This window comes from Streptomyces sp. NPDC096193 (genome assembly GCF_040302905.1).
Taxonomy (GTDB): Bacteria; Actinomycetota; Actinomycetes; order Streptomycetales; family Streptomycetaceae; genus Streptomyces.
Map to the genome: position 1 here is coordinate 22,496 of NZ_JBEOSJ010000001.1, position 22,896 is coordinate 45,391.

26 protein-coding genes and 1 pseudogene are annotated in these 22,896 nt (G+C 70.6%); 11 read left to right on the top strand and 16 right to left on the bottom strand.

The features are described from left to right. Positions 1 to 144: 144 nt before the first annotated feature. Together ABTX78_RS00130 and ABTX78_RS00135 are read left to right on the top strand one after the other, a co-directional pair. On the top strand, positions 145 to 1,773 hold the full coding sequence (locus tag ABTX78_RS00130; protein WP_352204528.1) for a serine/threonine-protein kinase: 1,629 nt from the start codon (positions 145 to 147) through the stop codon (positions 1,771 to 1,773). Further along, positions 1,770 to 2,558 carry a hypothetical protein gene (locus ABTX78_RS00135; protein WP_352204529.1) on the top strand — a complete coding sequence of 263 codons (789 nt, stop codon included), beginning with the start codon at positions 1,770 to 1,772 and terminating at the stop codon, positions 2,556 to 2,558. The genes ABTX78_RS00130 and ABTX78_RS00135 overlap by 4 nt, the downstream gene beginning before the upstream one ends. A 195-nt stretch (positions 2,559 to 2,753) precedes the next feature. On the opposite strand, the gene ABTX78_RS00140 is transcribed toward ABTX78_RS00135, so the two are convergent. Beyond that, positions 2,754 to 3,941, bottom strand: a complete 1,188-nt coding sequence (locus ABTX78_RS00140) for a glycoside hydrolase family 64 protein (protein WP_352204530.1) — start codon at positions 3,939 to 3,941, stop codon at positions 2,754 to 2,756. A gap of 402 nt (positions 3,942 to 4,343) precedes the next feature. Beyond that, positions 4,344 to 4,919, bottom strand: a complete 576-nt coding sequence (locus ABTX78_RS00145; RefSeq protein ID WP_352204531.1) for a DUF2165 domain-containing protein — start codon at positions 4,917 to 4,919, stop codon at positions 4,344 to 4,346. Between the two features lie 139 nt (positions 4,920 to 5,058). On the opposite strand from ABTX78_RS00145, the gene ABTX78_RS00150 reads away from it, so the two are divergent. Beyond that, positions 5,059 to 5,595, top strand: a complete 537-nt coding sequence (locus tag ABTX78_RS00150) for a DUF4240 domain-containing protein (protein ID WP_352204532.1) — start codon at positions 5,059 to 5,061, stop codon at positions 5,593 to 5,595. Positions 5,596 to 5,693: 98 nt separating this feature from the next. On the opposite strand, the gene ABTX78_RS00155 is transcribed toward ABTX78_RS00150, so the two are convergent. The 7 genes from ABTX78_RS00155 to ABTX78_RS00185 all read right to left on the bottom strand — a co-directional run bounded on the left by ABTX78_RS00155 (position 5,694) and on the right by ABTX78_RS00185 (position 10,283). Beyond that, positions 5,694 to 6,086: a VOC family protein gene (locus ABTX78_RS00155; protein WP_352204533.1), complete on the bottom strand. Its 393-nt coding sequence runs from the start codon at positions 6,084 to 6,086 to the stop codon at positions 5,694 to 5,696. After that, positions 6,083 to 6,385 carry an ArsR/SmtB family transcription factor gene (locus ABTX78_RS00160; protein WP_313948117.1) on the bottom strand — a complete coding sequence of 101 codons (303 nt, stop codon included), beginning with the start codon at positions 6,383 to 6,385 and terminating at the stop codon, positions 6,083 to 6,085. The genes ABTX78_RS00155 and ABTX78_RS00160 overlap by 4 nt, the downstream gene beginning before the upstream one ends. 203 nt (positions 6,386 to 6,588) lie before the next feature. Then, entirely contained in the window at positions 6,589 to 6,870 is a 282-nt protein-coding gene (locus ABTX78_RS00165; protein WP_352204534.1) for a type B 50S ribosomal protein L31, read from the bottom strand. A gap of 99 nt (positions 6,871 to 6,969) precedes the next feature. Continuing rightward, positions 6,970 to 7,275 (bottom strand): UBP-type zinc finger domain-containing protein, encoded by a 306-nt coding sequence (locus ABTX78_RS00170; RefSeq protein WP_352204535.1) that lies wholly within the window; start codon positions 7,273 to 7,275, stop codon positions 6,970 to 6,972. Positions 7,276 to 7,747: 472 nt separating this feature from the next. Beyond that, positions 7,748 to 7,984, bottom strand: a complete 237-nt coding sequence (locus ABTX78_RS00175; protein WP_502993738.1) for a YrhB domain-containing protein — start codon at positions 7,982 to 7,984, stop codon at positions 7,748 to 7,750. 119 nt (positions 7,985 to 8,103) lie between these two features. Beyond that, positions 8,104 to 9,759: a TlrC/CarA/OleB/SrmB family ABC-F type ribosomal protection protein gene (locus tag ABTX78_RS00180; protein WP_352204537.1), complete on the bottom strand. Its 1,656-nt coding sequence runs from the start codon at positions 9,757 to 9,759 to the stop codon at positions 8,104 to 8,106. Between the two features lie 302 nt (positions 9,760 to 10,061). After that, the gene (locus ABTX78_RS00185; protein WP_352204538.1) at positions 10,062 to 10,283 is read right to left on the bottom strand and encodes a hypothetical protein; all 222 of its coding nucleotides are present in this window, start codon (positions 10,281 to 10,283) and stop codon (positions 10,062 to 10,064) included. Positions 10,284 to 10,523: 240 nt separating this feature from the next. Here ABTX78_RS00185 and ABTX78_RS00190 point away from each other — a divergent pair, with 240 nt between their 5' ends. Beyond that, on the top strand, positions 10,524 to 11,096 hold the full coding sequence (locus ABTX78_RS00190; RefSeq protein WP_352204539.1) for an O-methyltransferase: 573 nt from the start codon (positions 10,524 to 10,526) through the stop codon (positions 11,094 to 11,096). 34 nt (positions 11,097 to 11,130) lie between these two features. On the opposite strand, the gene ABTX78_RS00195 is transcribed toward ABTX78_RS00190, so the two are convergent. After that, positions 11,131 to 11,259 carry a hypothetical protein gene (locus ABTX78_RS00195; protein WP_352204540.1) on the bottom strand — a complete coding sequence of 43 codons (129 nt, stop codon included), beginning with the start codon at positions 11,257 to 11,259 and terminating at the stop codon, positions 11,131 to 11,133. Positions 11,260 to 11,415: 156 nt separating this feature from the next. Here ABTX78_RS00195 and ABTX78_RS00200 point away from each other — a divergent pair, with 156 nt between their 5' ends. From ABTX78_RS00200 to ABTX78_RS00215, 4 genes and pseudogenes are all read left to right on the top strand, one after another. Beyond that, a complete protein-coding gene (locus ABTX78_RS00200; protein WP_352204541.1) occupies positions 11,416 to 12,822 on the top strand; it encodes a hypothetical protein in 1,407 nt (468 codons plus the stop codon). Positions 12,823 to 12,882: 60 nt separating this feature from the next. Then, on the top strand, positions 12,883 to 14,154 hold the full coding sequence (locus tag ABTX78_RS00205; RefSeq protein WP_352204542.1) for an AAA family ATPase: 1,272 nt from the start codon (positions 12,883 to 12,885) through the stop codon (positions 14,152 to 14,154). Continuing rightward, a pseudogene (locus tag ABTX78_RS00210) lies at positions 14,151 to 14,890 on the top strand (vWA domain-containing protein); the annotation flags it as partial. The gene ABTX78_RS00205 and the pseudogene ABTX78_RS00210, both read left to right, overlap by 4 nt. Positions 14,891 to 14,923: 33 nt before the next feature. Next, a complete protein-coding gene (locus tag ABTX78_RS00215; RefSeq protein ID WP_352205005.1) occupies positions 14,924 to 15,406 on the top strand; it encodes a VWA-like domain-containing protein in 483 nt (160 codons plus the stop codon). Between the two features lie 157 nt (positions 15,407 to 15,563). On the opposite strand, the gene ABTX78_RS00220 is transcribed toward ABTX78_RS00215, so the two are convergent. Next, positions 15,564 to 15,971 (bottom strand): RidA family protein, encoded by a 408-nt coding sequence (locus ABTX78_RS00220; protein WP_352204543.1) that lies wholly within the window; start codon positions 15,969 to 15,971, stop codon positions 15,564 to 15,566. A gap of 145 nt (positions 15,972 to 16,116) precedes the next feature. Between ABTX78_RS00220 and ABTX78_RS00225 the strand changes: the two genes are divergently transcribed. Beyond that, positions 16,117 to 16,497: a winged helix-turn-helix transcriptional regulator gene (locus ABTX78_RS00225; RefSeq protein WP_352204544.1), complete on the top strand. Its 381-nt coding sequence runs from the start codon at positions 16,117 to 16,119 to the stop codon at positions 16,495 to 16,497. Here ABTX78_RS00225 and ABTX78_RS00230 read toward each other — a convergent pair. Together ABTX78_RS00230 and ABTX78_RS00235 are read right to left on the bottom strand one after the other, a co-directional pair. Then, the gene (locus ABTX78_RS00230; protein WP_352204545.1) at positions 16,487 to 16,909 is read right to left on the bottom strand and encodes a hypothetical protein; all 423 of its coding nucleotides are present in this window, start codon (positions 16,907 to 16,909) and stop codon (positions 16,487 to 16,489) included. The genes ABTX78_RS00225 and ABTX78_RS00230 overlap by 11 nt on opposite strands. A gap of 69 nt (positions 16,910 to 16,978) precedes the next feature. Continuing rightward, the gene (locus ABTX78_RS00235; RefSeq protein WP_352204546.1) at positions 16,979 to 17,566 is read right to left on the bottom strand and encodes a TetR/AcrR family transcriptional regulator; all 588 of its coding nucleotides are present in this window, start codon (positions 17,564 to 17,566) and stop codon (positions 16,979 to 16,981) included. A 90-nt stretch (positions 17,567 to 17,656) separates the two neighbouring features. Between ABTX78_RS00235 and ABTX78_RS00240 the strand changes: the two genes are divergently transcribed. Both ABTX78_RS00240 and ABTX78_RS00245 read left to right on the top strand, forming a co-directional pair. Further along, positions 17,657 to 18,079, top strand: coding sequence for a nuclear transport factor 2 family protein (locus ABTX78_RS00240; protein WP_352204547.1), 423 nt, complete (start codon positions 17,657 to 17,659; stop codon positions 18,077 to 18,079). After that, positions 18,079 to 18,933, top strand: a complete 855-nt coding sequence (locus tag ABTX78_RS00245) for an NAD(P)H-binding protein (RefSeq protein ID WP_352204548.1) — start codon at positions 18,079 to 18,081, stop codon at positions 18,931 to 18,933. Before ABTX78_RS00240 ends, ABTX78_RS00245 begins: the two co-directional genes overlap by 1 nt. Before the next feature lie 64 nt (positions 18,934 to 18,997). Here the strand turns inward: ABTX78_RS00245 and ABTX78_RS00250 are convergent, their stop codons facing one another. The 3 genes from ABTX78_RS00250 to ABTX78_RS00260 form a co-directional block, all read right to left on the bottom strand. Beyond that, entirely contained in the window at positions 18,998 to 19,597 is a 600-nt protein-coding gene (locus ABTX78_RS00250; protein ID WP_352204549.1) for a hypothetical protein, read from the bottom strand. A gap of 266 nt (positions 19,598 to 19,863) precedes the next feature. After that, a complete protein-coding gene (locus tag ABTX78_RS00255) occupies positions 19,864 to 20,559 on the bottom strand; it encodes a DUF4142 domain-containing protein (protein WP_352204550.1) in 696 nt (231 codons plus the stop codon). A 219-nt stretch (positions 20,560 to 20,778) separates the two neighbouring features. After that, positions 20,779 to 22,890, bottom strand: coding sequence for a SpoIIE family protein phosphatase (locus ABTX78_RS00260; protein WP_352204551.1), 2,112 nt, complete (start codon positions 22,888 to 22,890; stop codon positions 20,779 to 20,781). Positions 22,891 to 22,896 lie beyond the last annotated feature (6 nt).

Below are 22,896 nucleotides of genomic sequence, written 5' to 3' on the forward strand. Positions count from 1 at the left end.
GTCCCTCGGCCGGGGGCCGCGGGAACCGGTCGTGACGGAATTGTGTCTGCCTTGGGGAGAGCAAGTGGGCTACCGTGCGGCGGTCGCGTTCCGTGCGAACACGCCCCGGACGTCCGGCGGGAGCACTTGCGGCAAGGGGGACGGATGAACGCGTGGACAGTGCCCGGGTACACGGAGATACGTGAGCTCGGTTCCGGCGCCGGCGGGCGCGTCGTCCTGGCCGTCCATGACGAGAGCGGCGTTCCGGTGGCCGTCAAACACCTCAGCGAGAGGCTGCGGACGGACACGGCCTTCGTCCAGGACTTCCGGTCCGAGGCCCGGTTGCTCGGCGGTCTCGACTCGCCGTACGTCGTCGGCCTGTACGAGTACGTCGAAGCCCCGCACGGAGCCGCCATCGTGATGGAGCTCGTCGACGGTGTCGCCCTGCGTACGCTGCTGCTCCGCGAGGGCGCCACGGGCCCCGAGGCCGCGCTGGTGGTCCTCAAGGGCTCCCTGCTGGGGCTGGCCGCGGCGCACCGGGCGGGTGTCGTCCACCGTGACTACAAGCCGGAGAACGTCCTGGTCGCGGCGGACGGGGCGTCGAAGCTGGTCGACTTCGGGATCGCGGTGGGCCGTGGCACCACGCCCGGTGTGGCCGGCACCCCCGCCTACATGGCGCCGGAACAGTGGAACGGGGAACCCGCGTCACCGGCCGCCGACGTCTACGCGGCGACCGCGACCTTCTACGAGTGCCTGACCGGACACAAGCCGTTCACCGGCGAGAACTTCGCCGAACTGGCCCTCCAGCACATCGGAGCGCCGGTCCCCGACGACGGCGCCCCCGAGCCGGTACGGCCGCTGATCCGGCGCGGGCTGGCGAAGACCCCGGAGGAGCGCCCGGAGAACGCGGCGGCTTTCGTGAACGAGCTGGAAGACGTCGCGCGGGCCGCGTACGGCGCGGACTGGGAGGAGCGGGGCCAGCGCCGGCTCGCCGCGCTGGCCGGCCTCCTGCCCCTGCTGTTCCCGTCCGCCGGCGGGCAGTCGGCGGGAACGACGGCGGTGGCCACCACGGCGCTCGGCGAAGGCCGGGGCGACAGCTGGAAGCCCGGCCTCCGGGGCATCCTGACCGGTGTCGCCGCCGTCGTCATCGCGATACTGGTCGGTGTGGCCGCGGATGCAACGGGAGGCGGCGTCCCGCAGGTGACGGCTCAGACTCTCGCCACCACCAGTGCCCGGCCCGGCTCGACCGTCTGGCCGAGTCAGGACCCGTCTCCGTCGGCGAGCCCCTCGCTGTCCGCATCCGCCTCGCCGTCCGGCTCGCACTCCCCGTCCCCTTCGCCGACCGACACCGCGAGCGGCGGAACCGTCGCACCCACACCCGTGGTGGACCCGCCCATCACTCCCCCGCCTCCCCCGACCACGGACCCGACGACGGCCGTACCCACACCGTCGGAGCCGACCACGGTTCCGCTGAGGGTCACGTCCGTGTCCGTCACCGGCCTGCGTCAGGTGTCGACCACCGGCGGCGTCGCGTCGGTGGACGTCGCCACCGACGGGACGGGGCCCGTCACCGTTGTCATCACCTGGTTCACCGGAGACGCACAGGGGCAACTCGGCGTTCCGGACGGGTCGCAGACCTTCGAGCGCAGCGGTGCGACGCAGTACACGCTGGCACTGGACCACACCTTCCAGGGGAAGGGCTGCTACTGGGGAGTGCGGGCGTCGACCAACCCCGGGGCGGCCTCCGGCAGTTCCTCCCAGCAGGTCTTCGTCCGGCGGTGCACGATCTCATGAGAGACGACCGGATCCGCGGTCCCCGGGACCACGACGGCAGACCCGGCCCGGAGGGCAGCCGTGACCACTCCGAGGTCGCACGAGGCCGCGACGGCGGCGGTGACGAGTACAGCGCGACCGCGCTCGGCAGCCAGTGGTTCGAGCGTCCCGAACCCGAACCCGAACCCGAGCCCGAACCGGGCCCCGAGCCCGCCACCGAGAGGGCGACCCTCATCCAGCGCGTGCGGCCGGACGCGGAGCCGGACCGGGTGGAGGGAGAGGTCCTGCGCTTCGGGCCGGGCGTGACGGCGCTCGCCCGCAGCCGCGTACCCCGCGACTCCACCGCCGCCGTCTGGCACGGCGGCACCCTGGCGGGACGGCCCGAGGACAGCCGGCCTCCCGGGAAACCCCGCCGCGGCGGCCTCCGCCCCTACACCCTGGCGGGAGTGGTGCTGCTGACCGTCCTCGTCTTCCTCGCCTGGCAGCGCTACGGGCCCGGTCTCGCCGTGCGGGACGTGTCCGTCCGTACGGTCACCGAGGGTCCCGGCTGTGACGGCACGGCCGATGTGGTGGGTGTGGTGGACACGAATGGCCGGCCGGGCACACTCAGATACCGCTGGGTGCGGAGCGACGGCACCACATCGGGGCTGCTGACCGAGAAGCTGACGCGCGGCCAGGAGCGGGCACGTCTGCATCTGCTGTGGACGTTCCACGGGTCCGGGGAGTACCGCGCCAGGGCGGAACTGCGGATCGTCTCACCGTCCCCGCGCACGGCGGACGTCCGGTTCGCGTACAGCTGCCCCTGACGGGGGCCGGCAGAAATCCGGCGGGCGGATCGCGTCGTACCGGGGGCGGCGGACAGCGAGGGTCAGGCGCCGGTCACGGGGTCGCGCCCGTCCTCGTACCGCACCCGGCTGAGGTACAGCTCGTCGGACGGGCCCGCGCGCCCTGTCCGGCTGTTCCCCGGACAGGGCTTGGGGGGCCGAGGGGCCCGGACGGGCCTAGTTGAACGGCTCCAGTGTCATGAAGGCCTCTTGCGGGTTGCCGTCGTGCACCAGGGACTCATGGGCACCCACGTCGTCGAAGGCGAAGCCGTACGCCTTACCGTCGACCATCTGCCCGTGGATGATGCGCGAGTAGTGGTTGGTGACCGCGTCCCGGTAGAAGTTGGCGTTGTTGGGGTCGGGCTGGTTGGGGTTGGTCAGCAGCGTCGAGCGGTTGTAGCCGGCGCACAGGGTGCGGGAGATCGGGCCGCGGACCAGGTCGTTGGGCGCGTCGAGGAGCTTGTAACAGCCGAAGACGCTGTCGGAGTCGGGCTTCTGGAAGCTCGTGACCACAGCCCCCGAGCCGTTGGTGAAGTTCATGACGTTGCCCGAGACCCTGCCGTAGTACTTGGTGTTGGGCTGGTTCGCGAACGGCGTCACGGTGAGTGTGGAGGAGCTGTACCTGCTCCAGACCCGGTTGATGTAGTCGTTCATGACGCCGGCGGAGATGCCGCCCGCCGCGATGCCGTGACCGGGTGAGAGTGCGCGCAGCGGAGTGCCGTCGGGACGGTTCTGGATCAGTCCGCCCCAGCCCGCCGACCGCAGCTGGTTGAAGACGGCGTTGTACCCGCCCGGCTTGAGCTTGCCGGTGTTCTTGACCGTGCCGTTGGCGAGCTTGACGCCCACCGCGTACGGAGCCGAGAACATGTCGACCTGAGTGCTGTTCATCCACAGACCGGCGTCGTTCAGCGTGTACTCGGACCAGTTGAACAGGATGTTGCGGTTGGGGTCGGACGGGTTCTGCACGGCGGGCTGTACCAGACCGCCCGTGGTGAGCTTGAAGACGATCTTCTGGCCGATGGAGAAGTAGACGCGACCCGAGAACTTGGGCATCCGGATCGTCTTGGTCTGCCCGTTGGCCGGTCCCGCGATCGAGGCGTCGGGGGCGGGCGTCGGCGGATTGCCTCCCGCCGGCCAGGGGTGGAAGGTGCCGTTGGCGTCGGCCCAGCCCTGACGGCCCGACGAGAGCTCGGTGCCCAGGTTGTAGATGTAGACAGGTTCGCTGCGCCCCGAGCTGTTCTTGATCGTGAGCGGAATGGTCGCCGGCACGGCTTCCGCGGATGCCGACGGGCCGAGGACCGTCAGGCCCGTGGCGACGACCAGCGCGGACACCACGGACGCGAGGACTTTCGGTAAGCGGAACACGCTCTTGCCTCCTTGTGGGGGCTTGTGGGGGTGATCCCGATGGACGGGAAGTGCGGCGCCCACGCGGCCTGTGGGTCACCGGACGGGGGGAATGGACGGTGCCTGAAGGGTGAGAGCGCTCTCAGAATCCGGCCGTGTTCATCCTCTGTCAATGAACCTGACACAGCTGGGGTCAGTCGATCATGACGAATTGGGCACCGGGCGAGGCCTGGTGCGTGGGTTCGGGCGGAGATGTGGACAGCGCCGGAGCGGACTCGGAGGTGTGACGGGTCTGCGTCACACCTCCGGCTTTCGACAACGCTTCAGCGGTGCGGTCCTGCACCCCAGCGGCGCCCGCCCGACGCCGGCAAGCTCACCGAGCCGTACTCACGGTGCCGGGCCCGCGGGCTCACCGAGCCGTACTCACCGTGCCGGGCCCGCGGCCTCCGCCACGTCATCCCGGTCGCGCACTGCGGGCAGATGGATGACGACGAGCACGAAGGCCGCCACCATCACATTGCGTCCCGCGGCGTCCAGCCCGTTCCAGTCGGACGACTGCCACATCTGGAACCACTCACCGCCGATGCCGATGAATCCGAGACCGAAGAGCAGCAGCATCATGGTCAGCCCCAAAGTGGACGCCCGGCGCGCCCGGATGAACTCCCCTCGCGCCAGGCCCTTCACCCACCACCAGGTCGCTGCCACGAGGATGACGGCGGCGACCGTTTCCCAGGCGATGATCCCGACGTATGCGATGTCGCTCAGCGTGCGGGACTCGATCGCCCGCCACATGACGTCCTCGTCCTTGAACGTGGTGTCCATGGCCAGCACATGCTGGACGAACTGCCGATTGGTGTCGAAGTCGGTGATGTTCCCGAAGGCCACCAGAGCCATGTACACCGCGACGGTGCCGGTCAGCGCGGTGGCCGCGACGGGCAAGGTGCCGAGGAAGAATATTCGGTCCAGCCGGGTACGCGACCCCGGTTTGCGCTCCGCCACGCGTCCTCCTTTTCGCCGTACAGCCCTGTGCTGCAAGGTAGTTGTAGCTTCTCAAACACGTCCGGCGGCCCTGTATTCCGGGGTGGAGCGGCGGTGTACGTCCATCGGTTGTCAGACCCGGGTGCCAGGCTGTGCCGCCATGGACACCGAAGAGTTCTGGCACCTCATGGAACAAGCTCGTGGCCGCGCCGCGGATACGACCGATGCGGAGGACATCGCCCGTCGGGCCTCGGCACTGCTGACGGCCCGCGAACCCCAGCAGATCCTCGATGCCCAGCGGATCCTGTGGGACCTGATGGCCGCGTCGTACAAAGCCCCGCTCTGGGCTGCCGCCCATGTCATCAACGGCGGTTGTTCGGACGACGGTTTCGAGTACTTCCGCGGCTGGCTGATCACCCAGGGCCGCACCACCTTCGAGCAGGTCGTCGACGATGCCGACCGCCTCGCCGACCTGCCCGCCGTCCACGCGGCAGCGAGCGTGGGCTTGGATCTGGAAGGGGAACAGACTCTGAGCATCGCCTGGGACGCCTACGAGGCAGCTACCGGATCACAGCTGCCCGGCGGCTCCTTCAGCATCAACTACCCCCAGCTCGACCCCGCTTGGGGTTTCGACTTCGAAGACCACGGTCGGATCGCCGCCCGACTGCCCCGGGTCGCGGCGCTCTTCACCGACTGAGCAGGCCGCCGGAGTCCGGAGTCGCGTCCCCGCCGTCGGCGCATTTGGGGCCGGCCCTCCTCCCGTCGCCGGGGGCGGGCCCTCGCACGGCCGGCTGCCTACTGCGGCAGGGTCGCGATCTGGATGAGGTTGCCGCAGGTGTCGTCGAAGACGGCGGTGGTGACGGGTCCCATCTCCAGGGGCTCCTGGGTGAAGCGGACTCCGAGGCCGCGCAGGCGCTCGTACTCCGCCGTCACGTCCTCGACGGCGAACTGTGCGAGCGGGATGCCGTCTCCGACGAGCGTGTCGCGGTAGGTCTTGACGATCGGGTGACCGGCGGGCTCCAGCAGGAGTTCGGTGCCCCCCGGCTCGTCGGCCGAGACGACGGTCAGCCACCGGTCCTTCTCCCCCACCGGGACGTCGTGCTTCTTCACAAAGCCGAGGATCTCGGTGTAGAAGCGCAGGGCTTTGGCCTGGTCGTCGACGAAGACGCTGGTCAGACGGATCTTCATGGGGTGCTCTCTTCCGGTCCGGAGGTGTCGGGCACGAGCCAGCGCTCGGCGATCTGCCGAAGGGGGGCTGTGTTCAGGTCGTGGAACTTGTAGCGGCCTTCCCGCCTGGTCTCGACGAGCCCGGCGGCCTCCAGCACAGCCAGGTGCTGGGACACCCCCTGGCGGGAGATCGCGAGCTGATGCTTCATGCTCAGCCGCGAGCAGATCTCGAACAGGGTCTGTCCGGACTTCTCCGTGAGCTCGTCGAGGATGGTGCGTCGGGTGGGATCGGCCAGGGCTTTGAAGAGGTCGTCGGCCACGACCAGATGATAGGCAACTAAGCACTTGCCTATCAAGTCGTGGTGGACCGTGTCGGGTGTCGGCCGGCCGGCGAGGGCGGCCAGTACGTGGCCGGTCGACCCGGAAGGGAAGCCAGTCGGGGATCAGGCCCCTTCGGCTGCGCCCGCTTGCCCCACAAGATCACATGTGACACACGGCCCGGCGCCGTGCGCATGCGGTCGCCTCAGGCGCGGCCCTCGCCGCCCTCACCGCCGGACTGCGGGGTGCTCCCGAAACGACGCTCGAACTGGGCGATGCGTCCCTCGGAGTCGACTGTCCGCGCCTTGCCGGTGTAGAAGGGGTGGCTCTCCGAGGAGATCTCGACGTCCACGACCGGGTACGTCTCGCCGTCGTCCCAGGTGATCTCTTGATCGCTCGTAGCCGTGGAACGCGTGAGGAAGGCGTACCCCGCCGCACGGTCTCGGAACACCACAGGACGGTAGGCCGGGTGCTTGTCTTCCTGCATATGACGGCTCCTTGAGCTTCAGAGGTGTGTCACCGACGATCGCGTCGCCGTCGCCGGTCACCCCTCGCGCGGTCTCGCGTGGACTGGGGGCAGGCCGGGCTAGGCCGCGCGGGCCGGGCCCTCACCCTCGACGTCGAAGACCACCTGGTCCTCATAGCACCACCACCAGGTCTCGCCCGGTTCGTACGAGCGGATCAACGGGTGGCCGGTGGCGGCGTTGTGCGCGGTGGCGTGGCGCGCGGGTGAGGAGTCGCAGCAGGCCACGTGCCCGCACATCTGGCACTCCCGCAGGTGCACCCAGGTACCGCCTTCGGCGACGCATTCCGTACAGGAATCCGGGCTGTCGGGTGTGACCACGGGCCGGACCTGGTCGAGGTGACTGCAGACACGGAACACGTCAGTCATCGTGGCACCTTCTCGGCAGATCTCCTTGGACCACCCGCGGGCGACGTGCATACCGGGCACTGACCGGCATGACTCATCGGCGCCGGCCGCACAATACGCCGGATCTGCAGCAGCAGGCGCTGGCTCAAGCCTGCCACCGTGACACCCCGTGTCAAGCGGAGCACCGGCAGACGAGTGCTTGACCAGGCCTTTCCACCCCGGGGCTCCCTGCGGTCCGAAGGTCAACGAGGAGCGCTTCGGGCGCTCGACCAGTGCGGCGGTTCGGGGCGGGGGGCCGCCGTACGTGGTGATGGCGAGGTACCGGGTGTCGGGTTGCGGAAGTCGGGCCGTCAGGCCGGCGGGCGGGTCGCCTCCCGCCGCGACAGTGTCCACATAGCGGAGGGCGTCGGCAGGACTCAGCCCTCCCCCGGCGCGGCGCACCGCCCCGCACGCGTCGAGCCGGCGCCCGGCGCGTGTCAGCCGCCGCACCTCCTCATCGAGCTCCCGGGGCGGGAGCTCGCCACGGACCTTCTCCCGGTACTGGTCCTCCCATTCCTGACCGTCGCTGCAGAACTGCTGGTGCACCATGTGCAGGCTGCCCTCCAGCGTCCACGAGGAACGGGCCGTGACCGACGAGGGCATCGGCCGGGTCCCGCGTTCGTGCGTATCGCGGCGACTGACAAATGATCAGCCATCCCAGCGCATGTCGCTCCACATCGATGACCACCATCGGCGGCGACGCCTGCTCGGCCGCTTCGACGAGCAGGTGCCGTTCCACCACGTCGATCGCCCACGCACGCGAGATCACGCGATCACCGTACGTCCCCCTCTCACTCCCCCACACCCACGTCACCGTCCGCCGGTCACCGCCCCCTCGCGCAATTCCAACCGCGACCCCATGAAGCGCGACCGCATCCGGCGATCGTGCGTGACCAGCACCAGCGCGCCCCCGAAACCGGTCAGCGCCGACTCCAGTTCCTCCACGAGCACCGGTGAGAGATGGTTGGTGGGCTCGTCCAGCAGAACCAGGTCCACCGGCTCACTGACCAGCCGCGCCAGCTCGATGCGGCGCCGCTGGCCGTACGACAGTTCCCCCACGCGCAGTCGCAGCGCCTCCGGTGCGAACAGACCGAGCGACAGCAGCCGGTCCGCGTGTTCGTCCCGGTCACCGGCGCGGCCGTGTGCGAACGCATCCAGGACGGTCAGTGCCGGCGGCCACGGCGCTTCCTCCTGCCGCAGGTGTCCCACTCGCCCCGGAACGGCCACCGTGCCGACGTCCGGCCTCAGTTCCCCGGCTAGGACTCGCAAGAGCGTGCTCTTGCCCGCGCCGTTGGGGCCGGTGACCAACAGCCGCTCCGCCGGGCCCAGGCGCAGCTCGGGCACACACAGCCGGTCGTCGACGACGACACCGTCGAGTGTCGCGGCGGGCGCCTCGCCCGGTCCGCGGTCGGTGACGATGCGGGCCGTGAACGACAACGGGTCCGGCGGCGGTGCCACTGGCCGCGCGGTGAGCCGCTCGACCCTTTCCTTGGCATTGCGGATACGGCTCATCGCGCCGTGCGCACGCCCCCGCGCGCGGAACGCTGAGGAGCCGAAAATGGCCTTCGGTGTCTTGCGCGGGATGCTGCCCAGGCGCGCGACGTGGGACTCGGCAAGCTTGCGGCTCCGGTCGAGCTCGGCACGCCACCGGTCGTACTGCTGCTGCCGGCGGCGGCGTTCGGCGGCCTTGGCTGCGAGGTAACCGCCGTACCCGTTGCCGTGGCGGGAAACGCGACCGCCGTCGACCTCCAGAACCGTAGTGGTGAGCCGCTCCAGGAACACGCGGTCGTGCGTGACCGCGACGACGGTTCCGCGGTGGGCCCGCAGATGGTCCTCCAGCCACCCGACGGCCCGGTCGTCCAGGTCGTTGGTCGGCTCGTCGAGCAGCAGCAGCTCGGGCCGGGACGCCAGGGTCGCTGCCAGCGCCAGCCGCGACCGCTCACCGCCGGACAGGGTGCCGAGCTGCCGATCCCGGGCGAGGCCGGGCAGACCGAGCCCGTGCAGTGCGGCATCCACGCGGGTGTCGGCGCCGTAGCCGTCACGGGCCTCGAACCGCTCGGTCAGCCGCGCGTACTCAGCGAGGCGATCGGCCGGATCCGCGTCCACGGGGGCGTCCGCGAGAGCGCGTCCGGCCTGGCGCAGAGCCGCTTCGAGTGCACGCAGCTCAGCGAGCGCCAGGTCGACGGCGTCCTGGACGGTGGCCTCCGCAGGCAGGCCGAGGCTCTGGGCGAGATACCCGCTTCCGCCGGGCGCGGTCACGGTCACCTCGCCCGCGTCGGGTTGCTCCCTGCCGGCGAGAAGGTTCAGCAGGGTGGACTTCCCGGCCCCGTTGTCACCGACGACGCCGGCCTTCTCACCGGGGGCGAGGCTGAAGGAAACCTGGTCGAGCACCGTGCGGTCGTCGTAGCACTTGGAGACACCGCACAGGGAAAGCTGTGAGAGGGATGAGGTACGTCGGGCACGCATGTGAAAGCCCCAGTTCTCGGCCGATGCCGATAGAACGGATTCGAGGACGAATCAACGCCGCGACCGCGGAGCAGAGCTCGACGCGGTCGTGCGCGGGGTGATCACAGAGTTCCCATACGGTCGAAGGTACGCGGCCAACCGACGACGGGCAACGGGGTTTGGCGAACGGTCGCGCCGCTACCCGTACCGAGGTGTGCGCAACCGGCGGCGCGTTCACTGTCTCGACCAACTGCGGCGTCTCTCCCGGCAGTTGCCGTCGAAGCCAACCGGAAAACGTCAACACCGAGATCATCGGCATGCACTCAGAAGAGGCCGTCCTGATCGATGCGTACGGCCCGGCGCCGGGCCGTACGCGGCGCACGGCGGACGGGCGACTCTTCGCCGAACAGCGGAGCCGTACCGCACTCGTCGGGCTCGGCCGGAATGGCCGCCGGACCCGTGGGCACTGCCAGCTGCAGAGGAACGTCAGGGTCGAAGTCCGCGCGCGTCATGGCCGTCCAGTCGCGGCCCGGCTGCTCGGCCATGCGTCGTCTCCCCTCTGCCACTCGCCACCCCCGCGCCGCGCGCCTGCGGCGCGGGCAGCCGCGTACGGGCGGGCCGCCTCACGCGCTCATACCCGCATCCTTGCAGTGGATCACCCATCGCCTCGGTCATCCGAGCGACCCTAGTGCTTCGACCGGGAAGGGTTCGACGGGGCCTGACGGCTGAAAGTCCGTACGGACGCCCCCGGTGACGGATAGCGTCCCGTTCACGATGAGAGGGGCGTGACCGTGACAGAACGTGCGATTCCGTCTCGCGTGGTGGCCGCAGAGCGCGTCGCCTCCGAGACGGGATTCAAGAAGAGTTGCCTTCCTGAAGTCGGCAGACTGCTCAGGCTGACCGCTGCCGCGAAACCCGGCGGGGTCATCGCGGAGAGCGGCACCGGCTCGGGAGTGGGCACCGCCTGGCTGCACAGTGGGCTGGGCGCAGACGCGGGCCTGGTCACCGTGGAGCGTGACGAGGAGCTGGCCCGTCGAGCGGCCGGTGTCTTCGCGGACGACGCGCGCGTCAACGTGCTCACCGGAGACTGGCGGTTGCTGGCGCAGCACGCCCCCTTCGACGTCTTCTTCTGCGACGGCGGCGGCAAGCGTGACGACCCACGGCGGGTCGTCGAGATGCTCGCACCCGGTGGCATTCTCGTCCTGGACGACTTCACCCCGTCGCCCCATTGGCCGCCTCGTTTCGAGGGTGAAGTGGATGAGCTCCGCCTGTTCTACCTCACGCACCCATCACTGGACGCGACGGAAGTACTGACAACACCGGCCAGCTCAGCGGTGGTTGCGGCGCGCCGCGTCTGACCGACAGTGCCCGAGGACAACAAGCGCCGGGCACTCACCACCGGATGAACAGCACGGTCCCGGCGAGAATGGTGATCACCCACACGCCGATCGCCAGACACACCGTGCGGATGATCAGGCGGTTGAGCACCGCCGGCTTCGAGTTGTCACGGTCCGGCGTCATGTCGATCCCTTCCCCCGGACAGCAGCCTCGGGCCGGCGGAGGCTCGGCCTTGTCCGCGGGACCTGGCAGATCGCGGTCCGGCGCGCTATGCTCGCCGGCGATGATCACTCATTCTGTTCACAGATTGGGGGTCCCGTCCGCGCAAGGTGAGTGCTGATGCTCACTCAGATCGCGAACGGGGATTCCCGCCTTTCCTTCTGGCTGCGCGTGCGTGAGTACGCCGTGCCGCCGTCCATGATCGAGACTGCGACCGCTCGCCGGCATGCCGGGGACTGGGCAGGTGCGTGCGCCGCCGCAGGCATCGACATCGACCTCGATATGCGCTCCGTGGCCCGCACGTACGGCCGCGACCTCGCGACCCGTATGCGGGCCGATCTCCGCCACCTAACCCCGGACCTGCTGCGCTGGCACATGCCGAGGGTCGCTCCCGACGGGCTACTGCGCCCAGGTCTGACCATTGCTCTGGCCCGGTACGACACTGCCGGGCGGGACGACGGATCGCCGGTGCAGTTGGTGGTCCGTACTCCGCCTGCCTGGGCGGATGGTGGTCAGCGGATCAGCCTGGCGTTGTGGGACGGGTCCCATGCCGATCCCGCCGCCCGACGACACCCGCACCCCCGTCCGGACCGGCGGTTCCGCCTCGACCTGCACCGTCATCTCTGGGACGCGCGCAGGACCGATGCGCTCCGGGTCCGGTCCGGCGCAGATCCGCTGTCCGCCGACTCCCGTCCCTCGGACCCCTCTGATTCCGATCCACGGGGATTGGTGCCGCGGCAGCTCCGCTGTGCCGTTGACCGGTGGGCGGACGAGGCGGCGATCCTGCTCCGCGCCGAGGGCAGGGACGGCACGGTCGCCGTGCGGTTCGGAGGGCGGCGCAGGCTGCTGCTGCAACCGGCCGCGGACAGCGACGGTCTCAGGCCGCCCGCCCTGCGGATCACACCGGCTCCCACGGACGGCAGCATCTCCACCCTGCCCGTCCTGCCCGACGCGGCGACCTGGGTGCTGCCCGATCTGGACCTGATCCGCACCGGCTCGATCGAGGCCGGCCGGCTGCACCCCCTGGTCGCCTCGGCACTCGTACCCGACCACGCGCCGGCCGCCCCTTCCCCAGGCCCCACCGGGACGGGACAACCACACCTCGTGGAATGCCGCGGAGACCGGCACCGGGTCGGCCTCGTCGGCGGGGTGCTCGTGCCCCTGGACCACGACCCCGCCGAGATCGACCGCGAAGAACTACTGGTCGCACTGACCGGTACCCCCCTTCCCTGCCTGCAGTTCATCGACCAGGCGCACCGTCGGCCGGACTGTCTCGTCGGCGTCCGCGAACGTCTGGATCACGGTGACACCGCCGGTGCGCTGGCCGTCGTCGAGGGCCTGCTCGGCTCCGAGGCCGTGCTGCGTGACGGAGCTCTGCGGGACGCGCTGGAGGCGGCCGCGCGGCGGCGGATCGCCTACGGGCTCTACCGGGCAGGCCTGGTCGGCCCCAGGCCGAGCCGTCTCCATCCGGGCTCCCGCCGTCCCCGTGAACTGCGCTCCCACCCGCGCCACACCACCGCACGCTGACCCGAGGACCCGGTCCTCCGCACCCACGTGCCCCATCACGAACCCCAAAGGTGATCAGACATGCCCCCGTACACCCCGCTCGCCGCTGCCTCCACCGGCACCCTTCCCGACGACCCCGCCCACGTTTCCCAGCTCGCCGTCGCCGGTGAGTTGCTGACGCTGCTGCGCGATGCCTCCACCGAACCCCGTCCCGACACACAACTGGAGGCGCTCACGCTGGCCGTGGCCGCCGACCTGCCGGTCGTCCTGTGGGGTGAGCCGGGGATCGGCAAGACCGCGGCCCTGACACAACTCGCCGCGGCCCTGGATCTCCCCCTCACCACCGTGATCGCCAGTGTGCACGAGCCGTCCGACTTCTCGGGTCTGCCCGTCGTCGGGGACGATCCCGCGGAACAAGGTGTCCCGATGGCCCCGCCGGACTGGGCGGTGCGACTCGTACGGGCCGGCAAGGGTCTGCTGTTCCTGGACGAACTGTCCACCGCGCCACCGGCCGTTCAGGCCGCCCTGCTGCGTCTCGTCCTGGAGCGGCGGATCGGCTCCCTCCAACTGCCGCCCGGAGTACGGATCGTGGCCGCCGCCAACCCTCGGTCCTCGGCGGCCGACGGCTGGGAGCTGAGCCCGCCGCTGGCCAACCGTTTCGTCCATCTTCAGTGGACGCACGACCACGAGGTGGTGGTACGCGGTCTCGGTGGGACGTGGCCGAGAGCCACACTGCCCCGGCTCGACCCGGCGACGTTGCCGGACGCCGTGGACTTCGCCCGCCGCGCGGTGTGCGGGCTGCTCGCCGCACGCCCGACTCTCGTACACCGGCTGCCCGGCAACGAAACGCGGCGGGGCGGGCCGTGGCCGTCACCGCGGAGCTGGGAGATGGCACTGTGTCTGATCGCGTTCGCGACCGCGGCCGGCTCGTCCCGGGAAGTGCTCTCCCTGCTGGTCAGGGGCACCGTGGGTGACGGTCCCGGACTGGAGTTGCTGGCCGGTCTCGACCGGATGGACCTCCCCGATCCCGAGGTGCTGCTCGCCGATCCGGCGAGCGCGGTCCTGCCCGAACGGGGAGATCTGCGCCAGGCCGTGCTGGACGGTGTCGTGCAGGCGGTCCGCGCCCGGCCGGAGAAGTCACGCTGGGACGCTGCCTGGGCGCTGCTGGTACGGGCGTTGGAGACGGGAGCCCCCGATCTGGTGGTGGTCCCGGCGACCACCCTGGCGTCGCTGCGCCGTGAGGACTGGGACGTACCGGCGTCGATCGAAGGGCTCGCCGGAGTGGTGTCCCTGTCCCGCCGAGCCGACAAGGCCGCGGCTCGTGCCGCCGTCGCCACACAGGCCGGACGATGACGGCGGACGCACCGAGGGCACTGGACCTCGACAAGCTCTTCGCCGCCCGGCTTCAGGCCGCCCGGGCACGGCCCTACCTGGCGACCGCGCTCTTCGCCCTGCACACCGTGGAGTCGCGGCTGGTACCCACGATGGCCGTGGACCGGCACTGGCGGTGCTATGTCTCACCGGCGTTCGTGGCTCGAACGCCGGTGGAGGAACTGGCCGGGGTGTGGGTGCACGAGGTGTCGCACCTGCTGCGCGACCATCACGGCCGCAGTGACCGGGTCGCCAAGGAGCGGGGGCTGACCGGCCCGGGGGAACGGCTGCGAATGAACATTGCCGCGGACTGCGAGATCAACGACGACGCGTTCGGTGACGGACTGGTCCGGCCGGACGGCGTGGTCGATCCGGCGTTGCTGGGGCTCCCCGAGGGGGAGTTGATGGAGGACTACCTGCGCCTGTTCCAGCTCGGACCGCGTACGCAGAGCGTGACCTGGCTGGACTGCGGCAGTGGCGCCGACGGACTGGCGCGGGAGTGGGAAAGGGGAGCGGACGGCGCGCACGGCCTCAGCGACCAGGAACGTGACGCGGTCCGTTCCGGGTGGCCCAGGGCATCACCGGACGTCCGGGCAGCGCGCCGAAGGGGTGGCAGCGGTGGGCGGAGGAAGCCTTCCACCCGCCGCAGCCGTGGCGGGAGTTGCTGGGGGCGGCGGTCCGCTCGGCGGCCTCCGCCGCCGGTGCGGGCGAGGACTACACCTACGGCCGGCCGTCGCGGCGTTCGGCCGCGGTGCCGGGCGCCGTTCTGCCGAGCCTGCGGCGCAGGCCGCCGAGGGTCGCCGTAATCATCGACACCTCCGGATCGGTCAGCGACGCCGAACTGGGCAGCGCGCTCCTCGAAGTCGCAGCGATCTCACGCGCCGTGGGCGGCCGCCGCGACATGGTCACCGTGGTGCCGTGCGACGCGGCGGCCGAGTTCGCGCACTCGCTGTGCCGGGCCGAGGGAATTCCCCTGATGGGCGGTGGCGGCACGGATCTGCGTACGGGCTTCGCCAAGGCACTCCGCACGCAGCCCCGGCCGGATGTCGTCGTGGTCCTCACCGACGGCCAGACGCCCTGGCCGGACACGCGACCACCGTGCCGGACGGTGGTGGGTCTGTTCCCTCGGCAGAGGCGCGCGACCTGGGACGAGGACAATCCGGACCATGTGCCGGACTCGCCTCCCGCGTGGGCACGAGTCACGCACATCGGGTCCGGCCCCGGTGCTCGGTGAGCCCCTGGCCGGCGACCGCTCGCGCCGGTGCGCGTCGGCGTTCGAGGTCCCGCGGTCACGAGCGCTACCCGCAACCTTCGTACAGGGACGGCCTGTTCGGTTTCGAGGTCTCGCGGTCACGAGCAGCGCAGGCAACCTTCTTCGAGGGACGGCCTGTTCAGTCGATGACCGCGGTGGCCTCGACCTCGACGAGATGCTCGGGTACGTCCAGTGCCGCGACTCCGAGCAGCGTGCCCGGCGGCACCGGGGTGCCCCCGAGCTGCTCGGCCGCCCGGGCGACCCCCTCCAGGAACGACGGCATCTTGTCGGGGGTCCAGTCGACGACGTATACGGTCAGTTTCGCCACGTCGTCGAAGGATCCACCGGCCGCGGCCAGGGCGGTGCCGACGTTGAGGTAGCACTGCTCGACCTGCGCGGCGAGATCGCCCTCGCCGATCGTGGTCCCCTCGGCGTCCCAGGAGACCTGCCCGGCGATGAAGACCAGCTTCGATCCGGTCGCGATCGACACCTGCCGGTAGGCGTCGATCTCCGGCAATCCGCTGGGGTTCACCAGGGTGATGGCCATGCTGCCCGCCTCCTCGTCATGACGGGCCCATGGGCCAGTCCGCCACCGGACGGGGGCGCTCCCCGGTCTCTTGTGGTTACTCGGGAACTGTAGGAGAGTGACCGCTGACGTGGAAGAACGCACTTTTCGGTGACTGGGGTACCTGATGGTGACCAAGCAGTTCAGCGGCTCGCCCGAGGATGCGGACCTGACGCGGGCGGACTCCCTGGCGCGCGAGATCTTCTCGGACGTCGCCAACAAATGGGCGTTCCTGATCATCGACGCCCTGGGCGAAGGCACCCTGCGCTTCGGCGAGGTACGGAACGAGATCGAGGGCATCAGCCACAAGATGCTCACGCAGAACCTGCGCATGCTGGAGCGCAACGGCCTGGTCGAGCGGTGTGTGCACCCCACCGTGCCGCCACGGGTCGAGTACACCCTCACCGAGCCGGGTCAGGCACTGCGGGAGATGGTCCACAGAATGTGCGACTGGACCCATCAGAACCTTGGCCACATCGAGGCCTCGCGCCGCCGCTTCACCCCCTGACGGAGGACTCCCGGGCGTCGATCATCCCGTGCATCACCGCCACGGGCAGGGCCGGGTTCCCGGCCGCGACCCGCGCGCGCTCGCGGTCCCGCAACAGTCCGATCAGCGTCCGGGCGGGCAGGCGCGGATGCCCGGCCGCCTGATGACGCACCGACCACCGGGGGTCGTCGACCAGTCGTACGGCAGAGGCGGCGGACAGCCGCGGGTCGCTCGCGGCCCGCGCCCGTACTTCCTCGTCGGGGTCACGGCTGAACCGCTCCACCAACTCGGCCGTGGACTCGGGGTCGTCCGCGTACCGCAGTAGATGGGTGCCGACCCACGTCGGCAGAACGTCGCCGGCGCGACCGTCACCCACGATCTCCAGACCCGCCCTCGTGAGCAGCTGTGCGTATGCGTCTCCCCCACCAGTCATGCCTGCCATCGTCCCGGACCGTGGAAACGGCCTGGACGGTGGCCCTCACAGGTGCGGTGAGCGGGGAGTTCAGTCCGCCGGTGTCTCCAGGACCCTGGTGGTGAAAGCCGCGAGGCGGTCCCTCATCTGCTGACGCGTCATCCCCTGCCGGCCCACGAGGTGTTCGACGAGGTCGGCTCGGGTGGCCGCCAGCAGTGCGTGCGCGGTGAACTCGCTGTCCGTGAGTCCGGGAATGTGCTCCAGCGCGGCACGGAGCGTGCCGTGCCAGCGTTCGTAGTGTTCCGCCGCGTACGGGCTGTCGCCGCCCGTCCCCTCCAGAGCCAGGGCGAGATGACGGTTGTCGATCTTGAAGCACAGGAGGGCATCGAGGAGGGCGGGCACGCGCCGGAGGGGCGGAGTGGCGGGTCCCAACGGCGACTCCCCCTGTTCGGCGGCGTGCCTGAGCGGTGCGAGCCGCATCTCGTACAGCGCGTGGATCAGGCCGGTGCGGTCGCCGAAGCCACGAAAGAGCGTCGCCTTGCCGACGCCGGCCGCTGCCGCGATGTCGGCCATGGTCACCGCCTCGGGGCTCGCGCAGCGCGCGAAGAGCGTGTCGGCGGCCGCGAGCACGGCCTCGCGGTTGCGCGTGGCGTCCGCGCGGGGTTTGCGGTCGGGCATGCGGCTCCTCCTTGCAAAGCGGACCACGGGTCCGTATCGTCGAACGCGAAGCGGACCCACGGTCCGTATCGTACGGGACGGAGTCACACCATGACCGCGATCACCGCGCCGGCGGACCTGTACCGCCACGGCCTGAAGTTGCTGCTGGACAAGGACATCCCCGCCTGGGTCGACCTGTGGGACGAGGCCGGCGTTTTCGAATTCCCCTTCGCACCGGACGGCCGGCCGAAGCGGCTGGAGGGCAAGGCCGCCGTCGCCGACTACATGCGCGGCTACCCGGACCACATCGATCTTCATGACTTCCCGTACGTCGAGATCCACCGGACCCTCACCCCGGAGACCATCGTGGTCGAGATGCGTGGCGTGGGCCGCCTGGTGGAGACCGGAAGCCCCTTCGACATGTCCTACATCGCCGTTGTCACCGTGCAGAACGGCCTCATCACCAGGTACCGCGACTACTGGAACCCGCTCGCCCTCCAGGACCCCGCCACCGACTTCACCGGGAGCAACTGATGACCACGGCCCGGAAGTTCACCCTGGTCATCGGGGCCACCGGCACCACGGGCAGCCGTGTCGCCGCGCGGCTCGCGGCCGCTGGACACCCCGTGAAGGCCGCCGGCCGACGCGCCACCCCGGTGGAGGGCTGCAGTCCGGTGCGGTTCGACTGGGACGAACCGGCCTCCTTCGCCGGCGCCCTCGAAGGCGTGGACCGGTTCTATCTCATCCCGCCGCTCGGCGCTCCGGACCCGGCGGCCGTCATGCTGCCCTTCCTCCGCCAGGCACGCAGCGCAGGGGTGCGCCGCGCAGTGCTGCTCAGTTCGTCGGCGATCCCCGAGGGCGGCCCCGCGGTGGGTCAGGTGCACCGCGCGCTACCGGGCCTGTTCCCCGAGTGGGCGGTCCTGCGGCCCTCGTGGTTCATGCAGAACTTCACCGGCGACCACGCACACGCCCGGACCATCCGCGAGGAGGGGACCATCCGGACGGCGGCCGGTGAGGGGCTCATCGGATTCGTCGACGCGGATGACATCGCGGCCGTCGCCGTCCACGCGCTGACCGAGGCGCAGGCTCCGAACACCGACCTCGTCCTGACCGGGCCACAGGCCCTGAGCCACGACGACATCGCCGCGGTGCTCGGCGAGGTCACCGGACGGGCCGTCAGCCACCGCCGACTGACGTACGAGCAGATGCGTGACTGCCTGGGCGCCGACATGCCGGAAGCGTTCGCGGAGCTACTCGCCGGCATGGACCTCGCCATCGCCGAAGGCGCCGAGGACCGCACCACGGACACGGTCGAGCGCCTCACCGGCCGCCCACCGAGCAGCTTCCGCGCCGTCGCCGAACGGGAGTTGGGCCCGGCTCGGCGCTGAGCCCGGCCTTCACCGCGTGCCGCCCCCACCCTGTTGGCCCCGGCCGACGAGCAGGGGCTTCGCGTCAATGGGCAAGTTCCGGGGGCCAGTAGCGGCTCGGCAGCATCATGACCCTCGGTGTGAGGTCCGGGTGGATGAGCAACGGGAAGAGCGCGGTACGAAGAACGTGGTCGGGCAGGTGGCGGCGGCAGACGATGATGTGGGTGCGGTAGACCTCGTCGTCGCCCGCCAGGCTCTTCGGCACGCGCATCCTCGGCGGGTACCGCGTCTCGCCGGCCGGCCTCGCGGCGAAGGCGCCCTCATCGGGCTCCTCGTGGCCGTCGCTTCTCACCGCGTACAGAGCGTGGGCCATGGCGCGCAGGCGGTCGGGGTGCTCGTCGAAGGCGGCGGCGTCCGGGCTGTAGATCACCGTCGACACGTGGTCCTGATCGCCGGGCAGAAAGAGCCGCTCGTCCGCCCGCACCAGGGAAGCCCAGACCAACCGCCCTTCCCGGAGCAGGGTGTTCTGCTGCCACAGAATCTCCCGCAGGGGTTCCGCGGCCGCGATCCATGAGGGAAGAGGGATCCGCAGATAACGGCGCTTGTCGCCGAAGTCGAACGTGCGCGGCGCGGGGCCGAGGTTCGTCCGGCATGCGTGGAGCGTCTCGGCTGCGGATCCGGTCATGAGGTGGAGCTTACGGACGGCCCACCGAGCGGCGGTCACCGCGGGGAACCCGAACGCGCGGGTACTGCCGGCCGCCGCACGCGTCGCTGACCACGCGGCGTCGACGACCTGTACCTTTCGAGCGGCGTCACCGTGCCAGTGCCGTGCTCCCGGGCAGGGACCGGCTCGTTACCGGTCTCTCGTCACCCGGGAGCTTTGCACAGTGCAATGGATTGGTCCAGAGGGCTGGACGAAGCCACCACGGTGTGCGAGCGGCACGACGGGCGCTACTTCGGCTTCACAGCCGCTTCGACCTCCTGGAACGTCGCACTGTCGACGAACCCGGTGTCCTCGAGAACTTCGAGATGGTCCAGGACGGTCTGGTTGGCCTGACGCGCATGGCGGCGGATGAGGTCGTTCTGCGTACCCGCCCGGACTTCGGCGATCGTGGCGAAGATCTTTCCGTGCGAGGCACGCAGCAGGTTGGCGAAGATCCGGTCGAACTCCGCCCCCCGAGCGTTCTCCATCTGCCGCACAAAGCCCTGCTGTTCGGCTGTGGCCTCATCGGGCAGGGCGACACCGAGGATCCGGGCGTCCTCCCGGACGAGCTGATCGAGCTTGCTGTGGCCGTCGATGAGGTGGAGTCCGGCACGTTTCACGGACTCGCTCGAGGCGTGCGTCTGTGCCAGCTTCCCCGCCGGAATCTCCCACAGGCCCGCCTGACGCACCTTGACCAGGAACGTCTTGTCCACCTCCGTGAGGGCCTGGTCCTCCGGTGCTGCCCCCTCGACGGGCGCATCGGCACCGGCGTCATGGACGCCGGCATGCTGCGGCACCCCCGCGGAGACCGGATCGGCGGCCGCCTCCTCGTCGCCGCCTCGCGTGACGATCAGCAGGGTGGCGACGACCGCGCATGCGGCGATGATGATCCCGAGCGTGCGCAGGGGCAGGCCGGACGATGCTGCGCGTCGATTCGATGGCATGGGTGTCTCCCGGTTCGGCATGACGAACGAACTGCTCTTGTGTCGGGAGCACTGGACGGCGACTGGCACGGCGCGCACCAGTCAGTACGGACGAAGGTGCCGGACCGTTCAACAGGACCGGCCGGGAACCGGGTTGGCACGCCGGCTTACCGGCACCGGCGGCCCACCGGCTTGCTTCGGGACGGAAATCGGTGCGGCCGCCGGCCCCCGGGTTCCCGGTCATCCGCCGCGCTGCTGCGGGCTGATGAGCAGCAGGGCGATGTCGTCACCATGTCCGGGGGCGTGCTCGATCAGCGTGTCCGCCAGGGTTTCCAGATCGTCGGGGTCCGCGTCTTCGACGAGCCGGGCGAGTGCGGCGACGGCGTCGTCGGGGTCCACTCCGGGGGATTCGATGAGTCCGTCGGTGTAGAGGACCAGCACACTGCCGGGTGGCAGGGGGATTTCGAGAGCCGGGTACTCCGCTTCCGGGTCGATGCCGAGCAGAAGCCCGGGCGGGACGTGCAGTACGTGCGTACGGCCGTCGGCGTGACGCAGCAGTGGTCTGGGGTGGCCGGCTGTGGCCAGGCAGGCGGCCTGGCGTCCGAGGTCCAGGTGCACATACAGACAGCTGGTGAACAGGCCGGGATCGAGATCGATGAGCAGACGATTCGTCCGGCTCAGGACATCGCCGGGTGGTGCGCCGACCGTGGAATGGGCGTGGACCGCGGTGCGGACCTGCCCCATCAGGGCCGCGGCGTCGATGTTGTGGCCCTGAACGTCGCCGATGGCCGCCGCGGCGGTCGTGCGGTCCAGCCGGATCAGGTCGTAGAAGTCACCGCCGACGTCCATGCCGTGTCCGGCGGGCAGATAGCGGGCCACCACGCTGAGGCCCGGGACGCGAGGAAGGGCGGCGGGCAGCAGCGCTTCCTGGAGGCGGCGGGCGACGCGGTGCTTGGTGTCGTAGAGGCGGGCCCGGTCCAGGGCTTGGCCGATCAGACCGGCCAGTGAGATGAGGACCGCGCGTTCGGCAGGGGGGAAGGTGCGGGGCCGGGCGTAGGCGAGAACGAGCGTGCCGATGGTGCGGTTGGAGGCGATCAGCGGCAGAAAGGCCCACGACGCCATGTCGTCCTGATGGACCGCCGCGGCGTAGGAGCGCTTCAGATCGGCGAAGGAGGCGAAGAAGCTCGGAGCACCGGTGGTCAGGACATGGGCCGCGGGAGTGTCCGACATCAGGGGTATGAGGTCGAAGCGCTCGATGAGCGCGGCGCTGTAGCCGCGATGACCGACGATCTTCAGTCGCCCCTCCTCCGCGGTCATCATGGCCATGGCCTGCGCGCCGAGCGCCGGCAGGAGCTGGTCGGCGGCCTGGTCGACGACGTCCTGGACGCCGATGGCCTCGGTGAGCGTGGCTGCCATGTGCATCAGCTGGTAGAGCAGCGTGGCGCGGCTCGGCCCCGGGCTGCGCGCGGACTGAGCCGCGATGTTGTCGCTCTCGGCGGGGCGGCTCGGAATGATGCGGACACTGATGCCGGAGGGGTCCGGATACAGCTCGAACGCCAGCCAGGTGTCCGGCGGGCGCACGGCGGTGAACGACGTGGGCTGCTCGCTGACCAGCGCCGCCCGGTAGCGGTCCTCGACTTCGGGCACGTCCATCCAGGGCAGGGCTTCCCAGGGCCGGGCGCCGAGCAGGTCGGCCGCGTCGGCTCCGAGGAGTTCGGCCGCGTCCGGGGTGATGAAGGTGATCCGGCCGCCCAGGTCCATGGCGCACGACCCGCCCGGCAGCCGGTCGATGAACGCCGCCGTCGCCGTCGCCTCCCCCAGCGCCAGGGGAGCCAGGATGCGGGGCAGGTTCGGCGGCAGCGATGCCCCCTCGTCGGTGGCCACCTGAAGGATGCGCCCGAGGCGCAGGCAGCCCTCCTCCATGGCGGCGCGCTCGGCGGGGCTCATCCCCGGCGCGTGCAGGCCGGGCCACAGCAGGACCAGCGCACCCCGGACTGTCCCGTTCGACGTGACGGGGGCGGCCGCCAGGGCGAAGTCGTACGGCAGCACCAGGGACAGCCGCGGGTACCGGCGCGCCGCGTCCTCCATGCCCCCGACCCAGACCAGACGCCGTTCCCGCACCGCGTCCGCCACCGGAATCGGGTCGGCCAATCCCACCCGTGTCCACGGAGCAGCGATCTCCCGCGGGGTACCGGTGACCACGACGAGCCACAGCGCCTCCCCCGTCGGCGACAGCACATAGAACATCCCTCTGGACGCACCGGCCTGTCGCACCACATCGATCAGAGCGGTGTCCAGCAGCTGACCGCCGGAGTCCACGGTCGTCGTGGGGCGGGACGGTTTCCGGCTCATCCGGCC

Coding starts and splice junctions, on each gene's coding strand:
- ABTX78_RS00150 (WP_352204532.1), top strand. CDS start 5,059: ATGGACACCGAAGAGTTCTGGCACCTCATGGAACAAGCTCGTGGCCGC.
- ABTX78_RS00170 (WP_352204535.1), bottom strand. CDS start 7,275: ATGACTGACGTGTTCCGTGTCTGCAGTCACCTCGACCAGGTCCGGCCC.
- ABTX78_RS00175 (WP_502993738.1), bottom strand. CDS start 7,984: ATGGTGGTCATCGATGTGGAGCGACATGCGCTGGGATGGCTGATCATT.
- ABTX78_RS00130 (WP_352204528.1), top strand. CDS start 145: ATGAACGCGTGGACAGTGCCCGGGTACACGGAGATACGTGAGCTCGGT.
- ABTX78_RS00200 (WP_352204541.1), top strand. CDS start 11,416: ATGCTCACTCAGATCGCGAACGGGGATTCCCGCCTTTCCTTCTGGCTG.
- ABTX78_RS00240 (WP_352204547.1), top strand. CDS start 17,657: ATGACCGCGATCACCGCGCCGGCGGACCTGTACCGCCACGGCCTGAAG.
- ABTX78_RS00165 (WP_352204534.1), bottom strand. CDS start 6,870: ATGCAGGAAGACAAGCACCCGGCCTACCGTCCTGTGGTGTTCCGAGAC.
- ABTX78_RS00250 (WP_352204549.1), bottom strand. CDS start 19,597: ATGACCGGATCCGCAGCCGAGACGCTCCACGCATGCCGGACGAACCTC.
- ABTX78_RS00195 (WP_352204540.1), bottom strand. CDS start 11,259: ATGACGCCGGACCGTGACAACTCGAAGCCGGCGGTGCTCAACCGCCTG.
- ABTX78_RS00180 (WP_352204537.1), bottom strand. CDS start 9,759: ATGCGTGCCCGACGTACCTCATCCCTCTCACAGCTTTCCCTGTGCGGT.
- ABTX78_RS00220 (WP_352204543.1), bottom strand. CDS start 15,971: ATGGCCATCACCCTGGTGAACCCCAGCGGATTGCCGGAGATCGACGCC.
- ABTX78_RS00185 (WP_352204538.1), bottom strand. CDS start 10,283: ATGGCCGAGCAGCCGGGCCGCGACTGGACGGCCATGACGCGCGCGGAC.
- ABTX78_RS00260 (WP_352204551.1), bottom strand. CDS start 22,890: ATGAGCCGGAAACCGTCCCGCCCCACGACGACCGTGGACTCCGGCGGT.
- ABTX78_RS00245 (WP_352204548.1), top strand. CDS start 18,079: ATGACCACGGCCCGGAAGTTCACCCTGGTCATCGGGGCCACCGGCACC.
- ABTX78_RS00255 (WP_352204550.1), bottom strand. CDS start 20,559: ATGCCATCGAATCGACGCGCAGCATCGTCCGGCCTGCCCCTGCGCACG.
- ABTX78_RS00235 (WP_352204546.1), bottom strand. CDS start 17,566: ATGCCCGACCGCAAACCCCGCGCGGACGCCACGCGCAACCGCGAGGCC.
- ABTX78_RS00155 (WP_352204533.1), bottom strand. CDS start 6,086: ATGAAGATCCGTCTGACCAGCGTCTTCGTCGACGACCAGGCCAAAGCC.
- ABTX78_RS00225 (WP_352204544.1), top strand. CDS start 16,117: ATGGTGACCAAGCAGTTCAGCGGCTCGCCCGAGGATGCGGACCTGACG.
- ABTX78_RS00205 (WP_352204542.1), top strand. CDS start 12,883: ATGCCCCCGTACACCCCGCTCGCCGCTGCCTCCACCGGCACCCTTCCC.
- ABTX78_RS00135 (WP_352204529.1), top strand. CDS start 1,770: ATGAGAGACGACCGGATCCGCGGTCCCCGGGACCACGACGGCAGACCC.
- ABTX78_RS00230 (WP_352204545.1), bottom strand. CDS start 16,909: ATGACTGGTGGGGGAGACGCATACGCACAGCTGCTCACGAGGGCGGGT.